The sequence below is a fragment of the Streptococcus sp. 20925_1_69 genome, assembly GCF_041432365.1.
Classification (GTDB): Bacteria; Bacillota; Bacilli; order Lactobacillales; family Streptococcaceae; genus Streptococcus.
In genome coordinates, this window is the sequence record NZ_JAPVZL010000012.1 from 17,447 (window position 1) to 32,444 (window position 14,998).

The following is a 14,998-nucleotide window of genomic DNA, read 5'->3' on the forward strand; positions in this document are numbered from 1 at the left end:
AAAATTTTTTCCTATTTTAATAAGCTCAAAAAGTCTGAAATTGGATCATTTGGAACCATTTGAGCAGTAAGTTTAACACCTTTTTCTGCCAATTTGTGGAAATCTTCCACATCCTTGTCTACTACATTGATAGAACGTGTGATAGGGCGAGTTTCTGGTGTTTGAGACATATTCCCAACATTGAGGGTTTCAATTGGTACACCTGCTTCTACCAAACCAAGGAAGCGGTCTGGCTTACGAGCCACAATAAAGAGACGTTGGCTATCGTATTTACCAGCAAGAATATTAGCTGCCGCTTTTTCAATTGGCAAAATACTCAATTTCACACCTGGTGGTGTCGCAAGTTTCAAACCACTCTTTTCAACGTCGTTGTTGACAACTTCGTCATCTACAACCATAATACGTGAAACATTTAGTTTTCCAGCCCAAAGATTGGCTACTTGTCCGTGGATTAAACGTCCATCGATACGGCATCCTACAATTGTCATAAGTTTTCCCCCTTTATGTGTTTTAGTGTAGGTTTACGAGTTAAATGAATCTCTTCTTTATATTGGCCCTCTGTTTCAAAGATGATGATGCGGTTGGCACCTTCCTTGAGATAGCTATGAGGAATATAAAGCGAGAGGGTCGGGCCGACGTTCCAAAAACGTCCTAGATTCTGCCCATTGACAAAGGCAACTCCCTTACCAAACTCAGACAAGTCTAGGTAAGTATCTTTTGGCTCTTGGACTGTAAAGTCATAAGCGTAAAAGGCTGGTTGTCCTTCTGTCCATCCTTTTGAGAAATCAATTTTCTCAGGATTGTCTAGTGGGAGTGGATAGTGTTTCCAGTTTAGTAAGAAATGCAAATCCTTACAAACTCCTGTCCGAATTCCCTTACGTTGTGTATCAGCTAAGAACTTATGCCCATAGTTGACACGCCCCATATTTTCTATCAATATATCTAACCTAGATAGCGCTTTCTTTTTACCTTGATAAAAAATATCTTCCCCAATCTCTGTCTGATATTGGGTTTCGACCCACTGACCATCGACATAAAGCTGAGCCCTATCTCGACCATCAATGATACGAAGTCTTTCTTCTTCTGCATCCCAGTTTGTTTCGGTTCGATAGAGTAGATAGCCATAGCTTTGTCCCAACTCCTCCATCTTTTTAGGATAGAGGCTTTCTACTGGACTTGACAAGCTATCCAAGGTTTCAAACAAGGAAACTTTTTCAACTAGTGGAATAGCATCCAACTCCATACTATCTTTGTAGAGTGGTTCCAACTGCGGATACTCTGGGAAATGTGTTGCCATCATCTTCTTAACTGCCAGATATTTGGCAGTTGGATTTCCTTCTTCATCCAGAAGGGCATCGTAATCATATGATGTAACTTGTGGCAAGTCCAAAGTTCCTCGAGCTGAACAACCATTCATGAAACCAAAGTTTGTGCCACCGTGGAACATGTAAAGATTGATGGAACCTTGCTCCAAAACCTCTCGAACTGCATCTGCCAACTCTTTCGGATCCCGTGTGATAATCGGCTCTTTCCAACGGTTGAACCAGCCATCCCAGAACTCCATACACATTAGTGGCCATTTCTTGCCATGTTCATCAAAGAATTCCTGCATCTGTGAAAAGTTATAAGATGCCTTAGAACCAAAGTTCCCTGTTACAAAGAGGTCATCTTCGATTAAGGTTCCAGCTTTCAGAGTAGCTCTCCATGGACCATCTGACGTAAAGAGGGGACAGGTTACGCCACGCTCTTCCATCAACTGTCGAATCGCTCTCAGATAAGCCTTATCTTCTCCGTAAGAACCATACTCATTTTCAACCTGCATCATGAGGATATTACCACCATTGTCCAACAAATGTGGAACCAATCGTGACAAGAGCTGGTCATAGTAGCGACCGACAGCTTCAATATAAGCAGGATCTGAGGAACGAAGCCTCATATCTTTGGTTAAAAGCCAAGCTGGTAAGCCACCGAATTCCCACTCCGCACAAATGAAGGGAGAGGGGCGAACGATAGCGTAGAGACCCAAATCTTGTGCTGTTTGGAGAAATCTCTCCAAATCCAGAGCTCCTTCAAAGTGAAACTCACCCTCACGAGGCTCGTGTAAATTCCAAGCCACATAAGTCTCTACCGTATTAAAACCAAGAGCCTTCAAGTTATAGAGCGAATGATACCAATCTTCTGGAGGAATCCTAAAATAATGAATGGCGCCAGATAAAATCTTAAATGATTTTCCATCGAGATAGAAATCATCTCGTATCTCAAATCGTGTCATATTCTTACCTTCTGACAACTAAAGTTTACGCTTTCATTTGTTGATATATTAAATATAACTCAATATGCCACATTTGTCAATAGCTTTTCACAATTTTTTCATTTTTCCCCAACTTTTACACAAAAAACTTATAAAGATATAGAATTTACAGACATATAGCTTCAAACAGGTGGCATGTATAAAAATGTATAAAATCTCCTATTTTTTATGTAAATTAACCTTATAGCCTATTATTCTAATTTTTTTATTCAAAAGACTACTATTCTTTCTAGTTTTATGGTAAAATCTTTAACGGAGAAGGAAAATCGAGGTAAAAATATGGCAATTCCAAAGTATCAATATATAAAAGATGAATTAAAGAACAAAATCATTTCTGGCCAATTCGCTAGTGGAGATAAATTTTACACTGAAGCTGAATTGATTGCAATGTATGATGTTAGTTCTATCACAGTTGTCCGTGCCTTAAACGACCTTGCCAAAGATGGTTATATTGTCCGCCAACAAGGAAAGGGTACATTCGTTTCACGCGCACGCAAACACAAACTCGTAGAGTTTTCAGATGTAGAAGTTTTTGAAACTAAAGATGATAAGGTGACCGTCCTTTCTATTGAACGCGGAAATAAACTAAACTACTTGGAAAAACTTGGATTACGTGGTGATCAGTTCTACTACAAGATTGAACGTGTCCGCGAAACAAATGGTGTCGCATACATCTACCACACATCATATATCCCAGAACAATACATCAACGCAAATTATCCAAATCTTGAATATTATAGTTCTATCTATAACCGTTTCAAATCAGATTACCACATTCACATGAATGATGAACATTTTGAAGAAATCAATGAAATAGCATTTCCAACTCCAGAACATGCGGCTTCGGTCCTCGGAGTCGATGAGCAATTCCCAACCGTTTTACAAACCAAGACTACTAAGCTAGAGTCTACTGGTCAAGTTCTCGCTTACAGCGAAACTTATAAACGAGCGGATTATTACAAAATCAAATTCATTTCATGTGACCGTGATCACTAAGAAGAAAGCCTGAGCCTCATCGCTTGGGCTTTTTTCTATGATTATTATATCCCATCAAAACTGTATTTTCTATATGTCAATGAAGATAGATTAAATTTGTTTAAATTTTACTAAAATATAGGGAATCTTTTTAGCAAAAAAGCTTTAATAAACAAGAAAAATCGAAGTTCTTCTACTCCAGTAAATAGAGTAATAGAACTTCGATTTTATTTTAATTATCCTAAACCAAGACGTTCAAAGATATCATCCACTCGTTTAGTGTAATAAAGAGGGTTGAAGATTTCATCGATTTCTTCTTGAGTGAGGCGTGAGGTCACTTCTGGATCTGCTTCTAGAAGTGGTTTAAAGTCGACTTGATTGTCCCAAGAGTAGGCCGTTTTTGGTTGCACCAAGTCATAGGCTTGCTCACGGGTCATGCCTTTTTCAATCAAGGTCAACATAGCACGTTGGCTAAAGATCAGACCAAACGTAGAGTTCATGTTGCGAATCATGTTTTCTGGGAAAACAGTCAAGTTCTTGACGATATTTCCAAAACGGTTGAGCATGTAGTCAATCAAAATAGTCGTATCCGGTGTGATGATACGCTCAGCTGATGAGTGGGAAATGTCGCGTTCGTGCCAGAGAGCAACGTTTTCATAGGCTGTAATCATGTGACCACGGATAACACGCGCAAGACCTGTCATGTTCTCAGAACCGATAGGGTTGCGTTTGTGAGGCATTGCTGAAGACCCTTTTTGCCCTTTAGCAAAGAATTCTTCTACTTCGCGTTGTTCTGATTTTTGCAGACCACGGATTTCCGTTGCCATACGTTCGATGGAAGTCGCAATGCTAGCAAGAACTGCAAAGTACTCAGCGTGAAGGTCACGAGGAAGAACCTGTGTTGAGATTTCTTGAGCACGGATACCAAGCTTGTCGCAGACGTATTGCTCCACAAATGGTGGGATGTTGGCAAAGTTCCCAACCGCACCAGAAATCTTACCAGCTTCCACACCAGCAGCAGCATGCTCGAAACGCTCGATATTGCGCTTCATTTCGCTGTACCAAGTCGCCAATTTAAGACCAAAAGTTGTCGGCTCAGCATGCACACCATGGGTACGACCCATCATGATGGTGAACTTGTGCTCCTTAGCCTTGTCAGCGATGATGTTGGTGAAGTTTTCAAGGTCACGACGGATGATGTCATTAGCCTGCTTGTAGAGGTAACCGTAGGCCGTATCCACCACGTCGGTAGAAGTCAAACCATAGTGAACCCACTTGCGCTCCTCACCAAGCGTCTCAGAAACCGCACGTGTGAAAGCCACCACATCGTGACGAGTCTCTTGCTCAATTTCCAAAATACGGTCGATGTCAAAGTCCGCCTTCTCGCGAATCAAAGCCACATCTTCCTTAGGGATTTCCCCCAACTCGGCCCATGCCTCATCAGCCAAGATTTCCACCTCAAGCCAAGCACGGTATTTATTTTCTTCACTCCAAATGTTCGCCATCTCAGGGCGAGAGTAACGGTTAATCATGTTGTTTCTCCTTAATTAAATAAGTTTAAAATATCCAAAAATAATATTTTTAATTTTTGAAATCCTTCGATTTTTGATAGCTGTTCAATTCCTTCATTGCACTCAAGTTCCAGATTTGAATCAAGCATTCTTATCAAAGTTTCTCTAGCATTTGAAGCTTCACAAAAGAAAATCCCAAATTTTTCCCAAATTTCCTGTGATTCTGGCCAAGTTGAGGAGGTTTCTGCTGTATCATCATTAGGATGTTTATTAGCAATATCTTTTAACATGTATAAATACCAATTAGCATTATCACTTAGGTTTATTCGAACTCTCTTATTATAATAAGTAATTTCATAGATAGTATCCCCACCACAACCCGTATATTCATAATTATGTTCTTTTACATAGTCGAACATATTAATCGCTTGAGGAATTAATGATTCCAATAGATTTTTTCTATTTTCTTCATCCAAAGAGGGATGAAAAAGAACATCACTTACAACTTTTTCAAAATTAACTTTTTTATCAAACTCACCAAATACTTCTCTCAATTCATTCTTAAAATCTTCGTTTAAACTTTTACCTTGAGTTAAATAACAAACCATAAAATAGAAATAAACAAAAGAACGAAGAGTTTGGTTATTTAATAATTTCTGAGTCCAAAAAACTGCAACATGTTGGGGATTAATCACCTGCCCTTTTAACATCAATTTAATTGGAGAACGGACTAAATGGAAGATACTCGTTTCTTTACTAGAATCTATATAAAAAGGATCTACTCCAAAAATATGCGAATTTCCTTCTAGCAAATAATTCGGATTATTCTTTTCATCAAGTATCGCAGATAAAAAAGAGTTCCCATGTGCAGAAATATTTCGAACTAATTTTAATTCAGAAAGAAAATCACTAACTTTTTCCCAATCAGTATTGGTATCAACTTTAAAATTACTGTATTCTTCATTAATAAACTTAATAAATACCAATAAATCACCAACTGTAAATTGGTCCATTACCATATCAATAGGTGCATATTCTAGCTTCGGAATTTCATCAGTCGTCGCTTCATACTGAAGACGTAAGTCTCCACAATCTCTTAACAAATAATTCTTCCGTACACTTTTAAGAGAATTCTTAAACAATCTTTTTAAATTATTATCACTGCTGGAGTCCGCCTTACTAAATAAATCTCTCTCTGAGATATTCAATTCCGCTATTCTATTTTCAATTCTAGCCTTGATATCATCTTCAACGAAAAGCACCCATTTCATGATAAATTCTTTAAACTTTTTATCATAATCAATCATAGACTGAAAATCAGCAATAGTAACCTGATTATCAATGAGATTAGATAGTACTAAAATTTCATTAAAAGTAGAGTATCTTAAATTATGTCTTTTCAAAAAATCTAATGCTGATGATATATTAGTTAAATTAGGAGACGGAATAAGTTTAGAATTTAATAACTGATAAAAATCTAGTGACTTATCAATCACCTCCTCAGTATCGTCATTAATAACTTGAACATTTGTAGCAAATTGAACAGCTTGACCCCTTACTAATAGAGTATTACTCTCATCAATAGTGGATACCTGAGGTAATGAAAAACTTACTGTATTACCAATACTATACTGAGATAAATCATTTAAAAAAAATGGAATACTTCTTTTAACAGTATATAATTCCTCCCCATTTTGTCGTTCCTCGTCAAACGTAATGATACCGTAATATGAGGATAATCTACTTATAGTGCCTTCAAAAAAATTTGACATATATTCTCCTAATCTAGCCTTACTAACTCTTTTACCAAATGAACTATTAATTTCTCGTTAATACTTTTCTTTAAAACTACTGCACCTCATCTAGAACACTACTAAACAAAGATCATAACCCTTTTCTGATGAATGTTAATATCTACGGATTATTCTATTAATTTTATTCTGTCAAAGATTATACGCTTAAATTCAAATTAATGAAATCGTATGTCACTCCTTTCTCGTTTTTTTATTCTATTTTTTGATTTTCACATCAGTTAGCAACCGACAGTCGCATTATTCAAACTCCTCTTTCCCAATAAACACAGATGGGTAATGAGAAAGTGTATTCAAATCAATATCTAATGGCAAGTCATAAATTGCTAAATAGTTTTCAGGGTATTGAGCAACTAACTCTTCATATTTAGCCCTCACTTTTTCGTGATCACTACTAGCATACAAGACTTCAACAACTGCTCTAGTCTTATCCTTTTCAATAAATGCATTAACAATGATTTGAATCATAGGTTTCTCCTAAAAATCAATCCCTTTCCCAAACTCATCCACACTATCTGGCACATCACTAAACAAAGTCACATGTCCCATCTTGCGGTTGTGCTTCGCTTCTATTTTACCATACATGTGGAGGTGGGCGCTTGGATTTTCTGTCACATATTTTTCAGCAGCCTCGACGTGTTGTCCGAGTACATTGAGCATGACCGCTGGAGCATGTAGTTTGATGGCTGGTAATGGTACTCCCAGAACGCCTAGAATATGGGTATCAAACTGAGAGAAATCACAGGCTTCGATTGAGTAGTGCCCAGAGTTGTGTGGTCGTGGAGCAATCTCATTGACAATGATATTATCAGCTGTCGCAAACATTTCCACACAAAGGGTTCCAGATAGGTTGAGCTGTTCAGCGATTCGCGCTGCCATAGCTTTGGCTTTTTCAGCTAGACTTTCTGAAATGCGGGCTGGTACAATGGTTTTTGAAAGAATGTTGTTTCGGTGGATATTTTCCTGAACTGGGAAAACTATCACATCCTTACCATTTCCTGATACAATAACAGAAATTTCAAGGTCGAAGTTGACAAATTCTTCCAAAACGCAGTCTGCTGAGTCTGCTAGTTCATAGGCTTCTTCCAAGTCTGCTTCTGAACGAATGACCTTTTGCCCATGCCCATCGTAGCCACCGGTAGCAGTCTTTAGGACATAATTTTTAGAAAGGTCAATATCTTCCAAATCTTGGCTTGAGGTCACAACATTATAAGGTGCTACGGTGACTTGTGCCTTGTTTAAGAGGAAGTCCTTTTCAAAAATCCGATTTTGAGAAATGCGAAGTAGGTCTGTCCCCTGAGGAAGTTGTCCATCCTTAATGACAGTATCCAAACCGTCAGCATCGACATTTTCAAATTCATAAGTGAGAACATCACAGCGGTCCGCCAGCTGACGAAGGGCATCCACATCGTCATAAGGAGCCACGATGATTTCCGCAACGCGAGAGGCCGGGCAATCCGCCGCAGGATCCAGCGCGATAACCTTGTGACCCATATAGATAGCAGAAATGGCCATCATCTGACCCAGTTGACCACCACCGATAATGCCGATTGTTTTAGATGAGCTCATTTGTAGACTCCTCTGCGATTTTTCCTTGTTCTTCTGCAAAATCTGCCAATGCTGTCGCAACAGTCTGATCCTCTACTGAAAGGAGACGGAGGGCAAAGAGGGCTGCGTTTGTCGCACCAGCTTCACCGATAGCCATTGTCGCAACAGGCACCCCACCCGGCATCTGTACGATGGAGTAGAGCGAGTCCACGCCACTAAGTGCACGTGATTTGACAGGTACCCCGATGACTGGAAGAGTGGTTTTTGCCGCTACCATGCCCGGCAAGTGAGCTGCGCCACCTGCACCTGCGATGATAACCTTGATGCCACGGCTACGGGCCTCTTCTGCATGCTTGAACATGAGATCTGGTGTGCGGTGGGCAGAGACAACTTTCTTTTCGTAAGCAACGCCGAAGCGGTCTAGGACTTCAGCTGTTTTTTGCATGGTTGCCCAGTCGGATTTGGAGCCCATGATGATGGAAATAATTGGTTTAGTCATAATTTTTCCTTTTCTTCTTTTTTGATAATGGTCTTAGGTGGTGGGGACGGAAGCAAACCTTCGGTTTCATTCCTAAACTTTGAGCCTAAGGTCTCAAATTTTCCCCCGACCAGAACAGAATCTGTTCTGGTCTTTTCACCACGGCGACCATTATCGTGTTTGGCGACTACGTCGCCTTTTCTTATATCTTTATCGAATCGCTTTGCTTCCGATATCTGTTCTGTAGAAGAGGCCTTCTGTGTTTTGTTTGTTAAGTTCGCTGTATATGGTGTTTTGGGATTCTTTGACGGTGTCTGCTGTGGTGACGAGCATATAGACACGTCCGCCATTTGACAGCAGTGCTCTGCTATTTTCCGAAAACTTAGTCCCTGCATAGTAGGTGATGATGTCGCCTTCTGTCTTGGCTGGCAACTTTACACCTTTTTCATAGTCTAACGGATAACCGTTGGATGCGACAACCACACCCAGAGTCACACCCTTGTCCGTCCAGGTGATGTTTGGCTCCTTACCATCGAGAATGTCCGTAATATTTTGTGCAAAGTCAGATGTCAAACGAGGCAAGATGATTTGCGTTTCAGGATCTCCAAAACGAGAGTTGAACTCAATGACTTTGGGTCCATCAGCTGCCAAGATAAGCCCTGCGTAAAGAACACCAAGATAAGGACGACCTTCTTTGATCATCCCTTCTAGGACTGGCTTGACAATAGTGTCAACCGCTGTGGCAACCACGCTCTGTGGCAAGTGAGCAACTGGCGCATAGGCCCCCATTCCACCAGTGTTAGGCCCCTTATCGCCATCATAGGCACGTTTGTGGTCCTGAGCCGTTGGCATGATGTAGAACTTGTCGCCATTAACAAAGGCAAAGAGGGAGAACTCCTCTCCGTCAATGAATTCCTCGATAACCACACGCGCACCAGAGTCACCAAATTTATTGTCCAACAGCATCTCATGAGCGGCTTCGACCGCTTGTTCGACTGTCTCAGCAACGACAACACCTTTCCCAAGGGCCAAGCCATCCGCCTTGACCACGATTGGAGCGCCCTGCTTTTCGATATAGGCCTTGGCTTCCTCAAAGTCCGAGAATGTGCCATAGGCTGCTGTCGGAACGCCATATTTGACCATGATTTCCTTAGCAAAATCCTTGGACCACTCCAGCTCAGCTGCCAATCTTGTCGGACCAAAGGCTTTGAGACCAGCTACATTAAAATCATCCACGATACCAGCAGCAAGGGCATCATCTGGACCGATAAAGGTCCAAGCAATATCGTTGTCTTTTGCAAACTCAATCAATTTATAACGTTCGGAAATAGAGATATTTACCAATTCCAAACCATCCAGAGTCATACCGTCATTCCCAGGAGCTACAAAGACTTTTTCAACGTCTTTTGATTCAAGTAACTTTTTAGCAATCGCATGTTCACGACCACCCGAACCGACAACTAACAGCTTCATCTCTCAACCTCTTTGCGAATTATTTAATAACATTATATCATAAACGTTCGTTTTAATCTAATTTTTTAAAAAAATAGATTAAAACAATTTTGAACTCAGCATTCTTGTCTTATGTAATATTTTTGGGAAAATACTAACTCCTCTTATCCCATACTTATCAGAAAGTCAGAGGATATACAAAGTTAAAAGTCTCTGTATCGAAAGTACGCAAGACACTATCATCTCCTCGTTGGTTTATTTCAATATATCAAATTAATAATAAATATTAAAAATTGATAAAATCTATCCAGACAACTCCCTAGTTGATTGTATCAATTCAATCCTACTGAAACTCATAGCCTATTTTAACACTCTGATATAGGATATAAAAGCATATAATATAGTATTTGAAATAGTCCAACAAAATCATCTAACTTTAAAGTAAAATATGTCGGACCTTATGATAAAAAACCAATATATCCGAAATATGTTAATCTTGAAACATTTAAAACAATGTATTGTATTCTACTAGATTATTCTTCACCCAAATCGTAAATTAATTTGTATGAAAGCATCCTAATTATAAACTACTAGAACATCCCGATTCAAAATCAAAACTGAAGACAGCAAAAAATTTAAAACTTTTATTCTCATCGTATTTAAATTCAAAAAAAGAGAAGACTAATTTATCTTCTCCAATCTAGGTCCAGATAATTTTGCGAATTTTATAACAAGTTGTTATTTTTCTGACAATCCTAAAACTTTTTTTGAATCTTTGGGAGGAATTTTTATTCCCCATTCTTTATGCACAAACTCTAATATTTCTCGACCTCTCTTATAGATTGATTCCGGAGTCCAGTCAGAGTATTTTTCGCATAAATACCTTTCAGCCATGGTTCCATATTTATATCCCGTTGGGTTATTTATCTCTTTAAAGTCACATTTATCAGGATAAGATTTATTTTCTAGTTTTTCATTTTTTCTAGCTGATATAACTATTAAGTTCCCTAATGTATTTTTATACTTTTCTCTATCTTTTTGATTAAGAGAACCAAATCTTTCATTCCAATAAGTAAATCTATGGTTGCGTGGATAAATATGCTCAATGTTATAACTTTTCTTGTTAAAATAGAAGCATAATCTGTCAGTTTCATTAAAAATTTCTTTAGATCTATCCATTAATTCTAAATTATACTGTGTCAAAATATAATAGGATAGTCTAGGAGAATTCAAATAAAATTGAGTATTTGATAATACATCATAGCTTTTTGGTATTAATTTAAAGTATTCTTTATGAATCTTAGTCATTTGGCGATTAAATTTATTTAATAATTCTTCATTGATATTAGGCTGCCTATCTAAATAACATAGCAAAATAAATGTATTGAATTGTAAAACTCTTATTTTTCTATCTAATTCGTCATACCTTAATTCACTACTATCTGGTATGAATGAATCCAAAAATAAAAATTTTTCAATATTTCTTAATGTTGGTAAAAGGTTTGTACTTTCTGTTTTCAAAAGTTTAAAAATGAATTTCTGAATTAAATCTGAAATGGACTGAGTATCATAAAAGGAATGTCTATCCTCTTTAGCTATGCTATCGAATAAATCTTCCATCGAATCCATCTCTAGGACATCACTAGATATTTCCTTAGGTATCACAAAATCACGCGATCTAGTATTACGATTGTTAGTTACCGTTAAAAAATTTATACGAGATAAATATTCTTTTATCTTAACGTCGTCTGAGAAACTAACAGTAAGTTGCATATCTTTCCAAACACGAATACTTATCTTTAAATCTTGGATATATTCTTGAATATCTTTTAATTTCAGTTTTTTCTGAATTACATTTTGTGAAGTAAATATATTTTTTAACAGATTCTCCGAGTGTAGAACAAGTGTATTTCTTTCATACATTTTTTGTTCATCAGGCTCTAAATAGTTTTTAAACTTATGAATTGGATAAGCGGTTAATTGCGCATCCAAAAAAATATCATCAGTAGTCATTGAGTAAAATCTATATCTCCTCATTGACCAATTAAATATATTTTCACTGTGATCAATTTCCCCAATACTCCTATAAATTATTTTCCACACATCATTAATCTGGTTTTTTACTTCAATCCTATTCTCTAGAGATATTTCGGTATATAGAGTCGTCAAATAAATTAAGCGATTTTTCAGTAGTTCTAATGTTGATAAAATTCTTCCTCGATTATTCATTGTCTCAAATGTAACATGAATATCTAAGTTTGAATCAATAACATATCTATTAAATACTAGCTTATGAACTAATTTAGTATATAACACATCAATATCTTCTTGATTTAATTTTGAAACCTTTTTCTTAAAAAATTCTAATGCATTTTGAAGATTGTCACTATACTTACTTTCGTAAATTGGATATTTATCTTCTAAACCATCTAATTCTAATATCTTTGAAATATAGAATCCATAACTATCATTTTCTGTTTCATACGAAAATGGTAAGTAAAATGTATTATCAGCCTCTCTTTTTAATACAATAAAATCTTTTTCAATTTCAGAAATGGAATCAAATTCATTTAGGTATTTTAATTTATGACTTTTTGCTACCTCAATTATAACTTTTAAAAGAATCATCGCTGTTGTTAATCTTTGTTGTCCATCAACAACATAATATGGTGTCCTATTAATTTTATTTAAAAACCATTGATCTGTTTTATTTTTATCTAGTTCATTCTTCGGTATCTCCTCTAACGTTATAACTCCTCCGTAGTGCTGTCTCTCCACTGACAAGTTAAATAAATCCTCCCAAAAATCCTCAACTTCTTTCGTTCCCCATGCATAGCCCCTTTGATAATCTGGTATTCTATATATTCCATTTGTAAATAATTTATTTAAGTTATTTAGACCACTTTCCATTTTAACTCCTTTTTATATTTTAAATTATACCTATTATATTATATACTATATTATAACATTTTTCTTCCCAAACTCCAATATAACTTAATAAATATATAACTAAACAAGTCTAGAGACCACAATTCAATAAATTAGAAACATTTGAGCACATTCTTTGCTTCATTTACTATATAGATCAATAAATCTAACTTATCTAAGACAGGTTTAACCCTACCAATCCCATCTGTAAAACTACTGATTAAGATTCTCTCTACCGCAGAAAAGGCACTCATCCATTGATGTTTGCCTAATTTAATTAATGTCTAAAATGTCTCACTCCTGTGAAGACCATAGTCAAGCCGTATTTGTCAGCAGCTTCGATAGACTCTTGGTCACGGACGGACCCACCTGGCTGGATGATAGCCTTGATACCTACTTTGGCGATTTCTTCCACATTATCCGCAAATGGGAAGAAGGCATCCGAAGCAAGGACCGCGCCGTCAAGGCGGTCTTTGGCTTGGTCAATGGCAATACGAACAGAGGCCACACGATTAGTTTGACCTGGGCCAACGCCAAGTGTCATGTGGTCATTGGTCACGATAATACCGTTTGATTTGACGTACTTGATAGCCTTCCAAGCGAACTCAAGAGCAGTCGCTTCTGTCTCAGTTGGCTGGCGTTTTGTCACCACTTGCCAGTCAGCTGGACTTTCTTTGACCACGTCTTGATTTTGCACCAGAAGTCCACCGACAACACCTGTGTATTCTGCTTCCACTTCGCTAGCCTCTTGAGCATCAAATGGCAAGGCAAGGATACGCAAGTTTTTCTTTTTGTTGGTCAAAATGGCTAGCGCTTCATCGGTATAGCTTGGTGCGATGATAATTTCAAGGAAAACACCGTGCATCTTCTCAGCAGTCGCAGCATCCACCTCACGGTTGAGAACGACAATTCCACCAAAGATAGAAACTGGATCAGACTCATAAGCGTAATCCCAAGCAATTTCGATATCATCAGCTTGACCGATTCCACATGGGTTCATGTGTTTGAGAGCCACAACGGTTGGACGGTCTTTAAAATCACGGATGATACGAATGGCCGCATCAGCGTCACGGATATTATTGAATGACAATTCTTTCCCGTTGAGCTGTTTCGCTGAAGCAATGGAGTAGTCTGTCGGCAAGGCTTTTTGGTAGAAATCGGCATCCTGTTGAGGATTTTCCCCATAGCGCATAGCTTGTTTGAGATCATAGGTCAAGGTCAACTTTTCAGGCTTGCTCTCGCCGACCTGAGCTGTAAAATACTCTGCAATCAAGGCATCATAAGCCGCAGTGTGGCGGAAAACCTTGGCTGCTAAACGTTGGCGAGTTTCGTAAGTCGTTTCACCATTGGCTGACAACTCATCCAAAACCACTGTATAGTCAGCAGGGTCTACCACAACCGTTACGCTGGCATGGTTTTTAGCTGCTGAACGAAGCATAGATGGCCCGCCGATATCGATATTCTCCACCGCATCAGCATAAGTCACATCTGGTTTGAGAATCGTTTCTTTAAAGGGATAGAGATTGACCACTACAAGGTCAATGAGATCGATTTGATTGTCTTTGGCCGCTTCCAGGTGACTATCCAAATCACGACGAGCGAGGAGCCCACCGTGGATATTTGGATGAAGGGTCTTGACACGACCGTCCATCATTTCTGGAAAACCAGTCACATCATCAATGGCAATTGTGTCCACCCCGGCATTATCAAGGACAACCTTGGTCCCACCTGTTGAGATGATATCCCAACCAAGTTTTTTAAGTTCTTGGGCAAATTCAACAATGCCCGCTTTGTCTGAGACGCTGATTAAGGCGCGTTTAGTCATGTTTTTTCCTTTCATTTTCAAACTCTTTACCTACACATTTTTCGATTCATAAAGTATAGGGAGACGACTACCAAGACTCCCAAAATTACTGTCAGTAAAAATCTCCCCCAATAGGGAATCTCTGGGAAGAAAAAATTTACCAGTAAACGTAGAATGATT

Annotated in this window: 11 protein-coding genes; 1 reads left to right on the forward strand and 10 read right to left on the reverse strand. The window is 38.1% G+C overall.

Going from position 1 to position 14,998, the window contains the following annotated elements; all coding sequences use genetic code 11:
• Window positions 1-11: 11 nt before the first annotated feature.
• Window positions 12-488: a PTS system mannose/fructose/N-acetylgalactosamine-transporter subunit IIB gene (locus O3601_RS08210; protein WP_004257933.1), complete on the reverse strand. Its 477-nt coding sequence runs from the start codon at window positions 486-488 to the stop codon at window positions 12-14.
• A complete protein-coding gene (locus O3601_RS08215) occupies window positions 485-2,272 on the reverse strand; it encodes a beta-galactosidase family protein (protein WP_371472446.1) in 1,788 nt (595 codons plus the stop codon). Before O3601_RS08215 ends, O3601_RS08210 begins: the two co-directional genes overlap by 4 nt.
• Window positions 2,273-2,590: 318 nt before the next feature.
• Between O3601_RS08215 and O3601_RS08220 the strand changes: the two genes are divergently transcribed.
• On the forward strand, window positions 2,591-3,307 hold the full coding sequence (locus O3601_RS08220) for a GntR family transcriptional regulator (RefSeq protein WP_001007190.1): 717 nt from the start codon (window positions 2,591-2,593) through the stop codon (window positions 3,305-3,307).
• A 215-nt stretch (window positions 3,308-3,522) separates the two neighbouring features.
• Here the strand turns inward: O3601_RS08220 and purB are convergent, their stop codons facing one another.
• The 8 genes from purB to purH all read right to left on the reverse strand — a co-directional run bounded on the left by purB (window position 3,523) and on the right by purH (window position 14,839).
• Window positions 3,523-4,818, reverse strand: a complete 1,296-nt coding sequence (gene purB / locus O3601_RS08225; protein WP_012972422.1) for an adenylosuccinate lyase — start codon at window positions 4,816-4,818, stop codon at window positions 3,523-3,525.
• Window positions 4,819-4,829: 11 nt separating this feature from the next.
• Window positions 4,830-6,569, reverse strand: coding sequence for an Abi family protein (locus tag O3601_RS08230; protein ID WP_371472449.1), 1,740 nt, complete (start codon window positions 6,567-6,569; stop codon window positions 4,830-4,832).
• Between the two features lie 279 nt (window positions 6,570-6,848).
• Window positions 6,849-7,076 (reverse strand): phosphoribosylaminoimidazole carboxylase, encoded by a 228-nt coding sequence (locus tag O3601_RS08235; protein WP_371472452.1) that lies wholly within the window; start codon window positions 7,074-7,076, stop codon window positions 6,849-6,851.
• Window positions 7,077-7,085: 9 nt separating this feature from the next.
• Window positions 7,086-8,177, reverse strand: a complete 1,092-nt coding sequence (gene purK / locus O3601_RS08240) for a 5-(carboxyamino)imidazole ribonucleotide synthase (protein ID WP_371472455.1) — start codon at window positions 8,175-8,177, stop codon at window positions 7,086-7,088.
• A complete protein-coding gene (gene purE / locus O3601_RS08245) occupies window positions 8,164-8,655 on the reverse strand; it encodes a 5-(carboxyamino)imidazole ribonucleotide mutase (RefSeq protein ID WP_101785690.1) in 492 nt (163 codons plus the stop codon). Before purE ends, purK begins: the two co-directional genes overlap by 14 nt.
• A gap of 189 nt (window positions 8,656-8,844) precedes the next feature.
• The gene (gene purD / locus O3601_RS08250; RefSeq protein ID WP_371472456.1) at window positions 8,845-10,107 is read right to left on the reverse strand and encodes a phosphoribosylamine--glycine ligase; all 1,263 of its coding nucleotides are present in this window, start codon (window positions 10,105-10,107) and stop codon (window positions 8,845-8,847) included.
• Between the two features lie 717 nt (window positions 10,108-10,824).
• Window positions 10,825-12,996 (reverse strand): DUF262 domain-containing protein, encoded by a 2,172-nt coding sequence (locus O3601_RS08255; protein ID WP_371472459.1) that lies wholly within the window; start codon window positions 12,994-12,996, stop codon window positions 10,825-10,827.
• Between the two features lie 295 nt (window positions 12,997-13,291).
• Window positions 13,292-14,839: a bifunctional phosphoribosylaminoimidazolecarboxamide formyltransferase/IMP cyclohydrolase gene (gene purH / locus O3601_RS08260; RefSeq protein WP_371472461.1), complete on the reverse strand. Its 1,548-nt coding sequence runs from the start codon at window positions 14,837-14,839 to the stop codon at window positions 13,292-13,294.
• Window positions 14,840-14,998: the final 159 nt, after the last annotated feature.

Bases quoted from the DNA above. Each gene is read 5' to 3' on its own strand.
- O3601_RS08210 (WP_004257933.1), bottom strand. From the start codon at position 488: ATGACAATTGTAGGATGCCGTATCGATGGACGTTTAATCCACGGACAA.
- O3601_RS08215 (WP_371472446.1), bottom strand. From the start codon at position 2,272: ATGACACGATTTGAGATACGAGATGATTTCTATCTCGATGGAAAATCA.
- O3601_RS08220 (WP_001007190.1), top strand. From the start codon at position 2,591: ATGGCAATTCCAAAGTATCAATATATAAAAGATGAATTAAAGAACAAA.
- purB (WP_012972422.1), bottom strand. From the start codon at position 4,818: ATGATTAACCGTTACTCTCGCCCTGAGATGGCGAACATTTGGAGTGAA.
- O3601_RS08230 (WP_371472449.1), bottom strand. From the start codon at position 6,569: ATGTCAAATTTTTTTGAAGGCACTATAAGTAGATTATCCTCATATTAC.
- O3601_RS08235 (WP_371472452.1), bottom strand. From the start codon at position 7,076: ATGATTCAAATCATTGTTAATGCATTTATTGAAAAGGATAAGACTAGA.
- purK (WP_371472455.1), bottom strand. From the start codon at position 8,177: ATGAGCTCATCTAAAACAATCGGCATTATCGGTGGTGGTCAACTGGGT.
- purE (WP_101785690.1), bottom strand. From the start codon at position 8,655: ATGACTAAACCAATTATTTCCATCATCATGGGCTCCAAATCCGACTGG.
- purD (WP_371472456.1), bottom strand. From the start codon at position 10,107: ATGAAGCTGTTAGTTGTCGGTTCGGGTGGTCGTGAACATGCGATTGCT.
- O3601_RS08255 (WP_371472459.1), bottom strand. From the start codon at position 12,996: ATGGAAAGTGGTCTAAATAACTTAAATAAATTATTTACAAATGGAATA.
- purH (WP_371472461.1), bottom strand. From the start codon at position 14,839: ATGACTAAACGCGCCTTAATCAGCGTCTCAGACAAAGCGGGCATTGTT.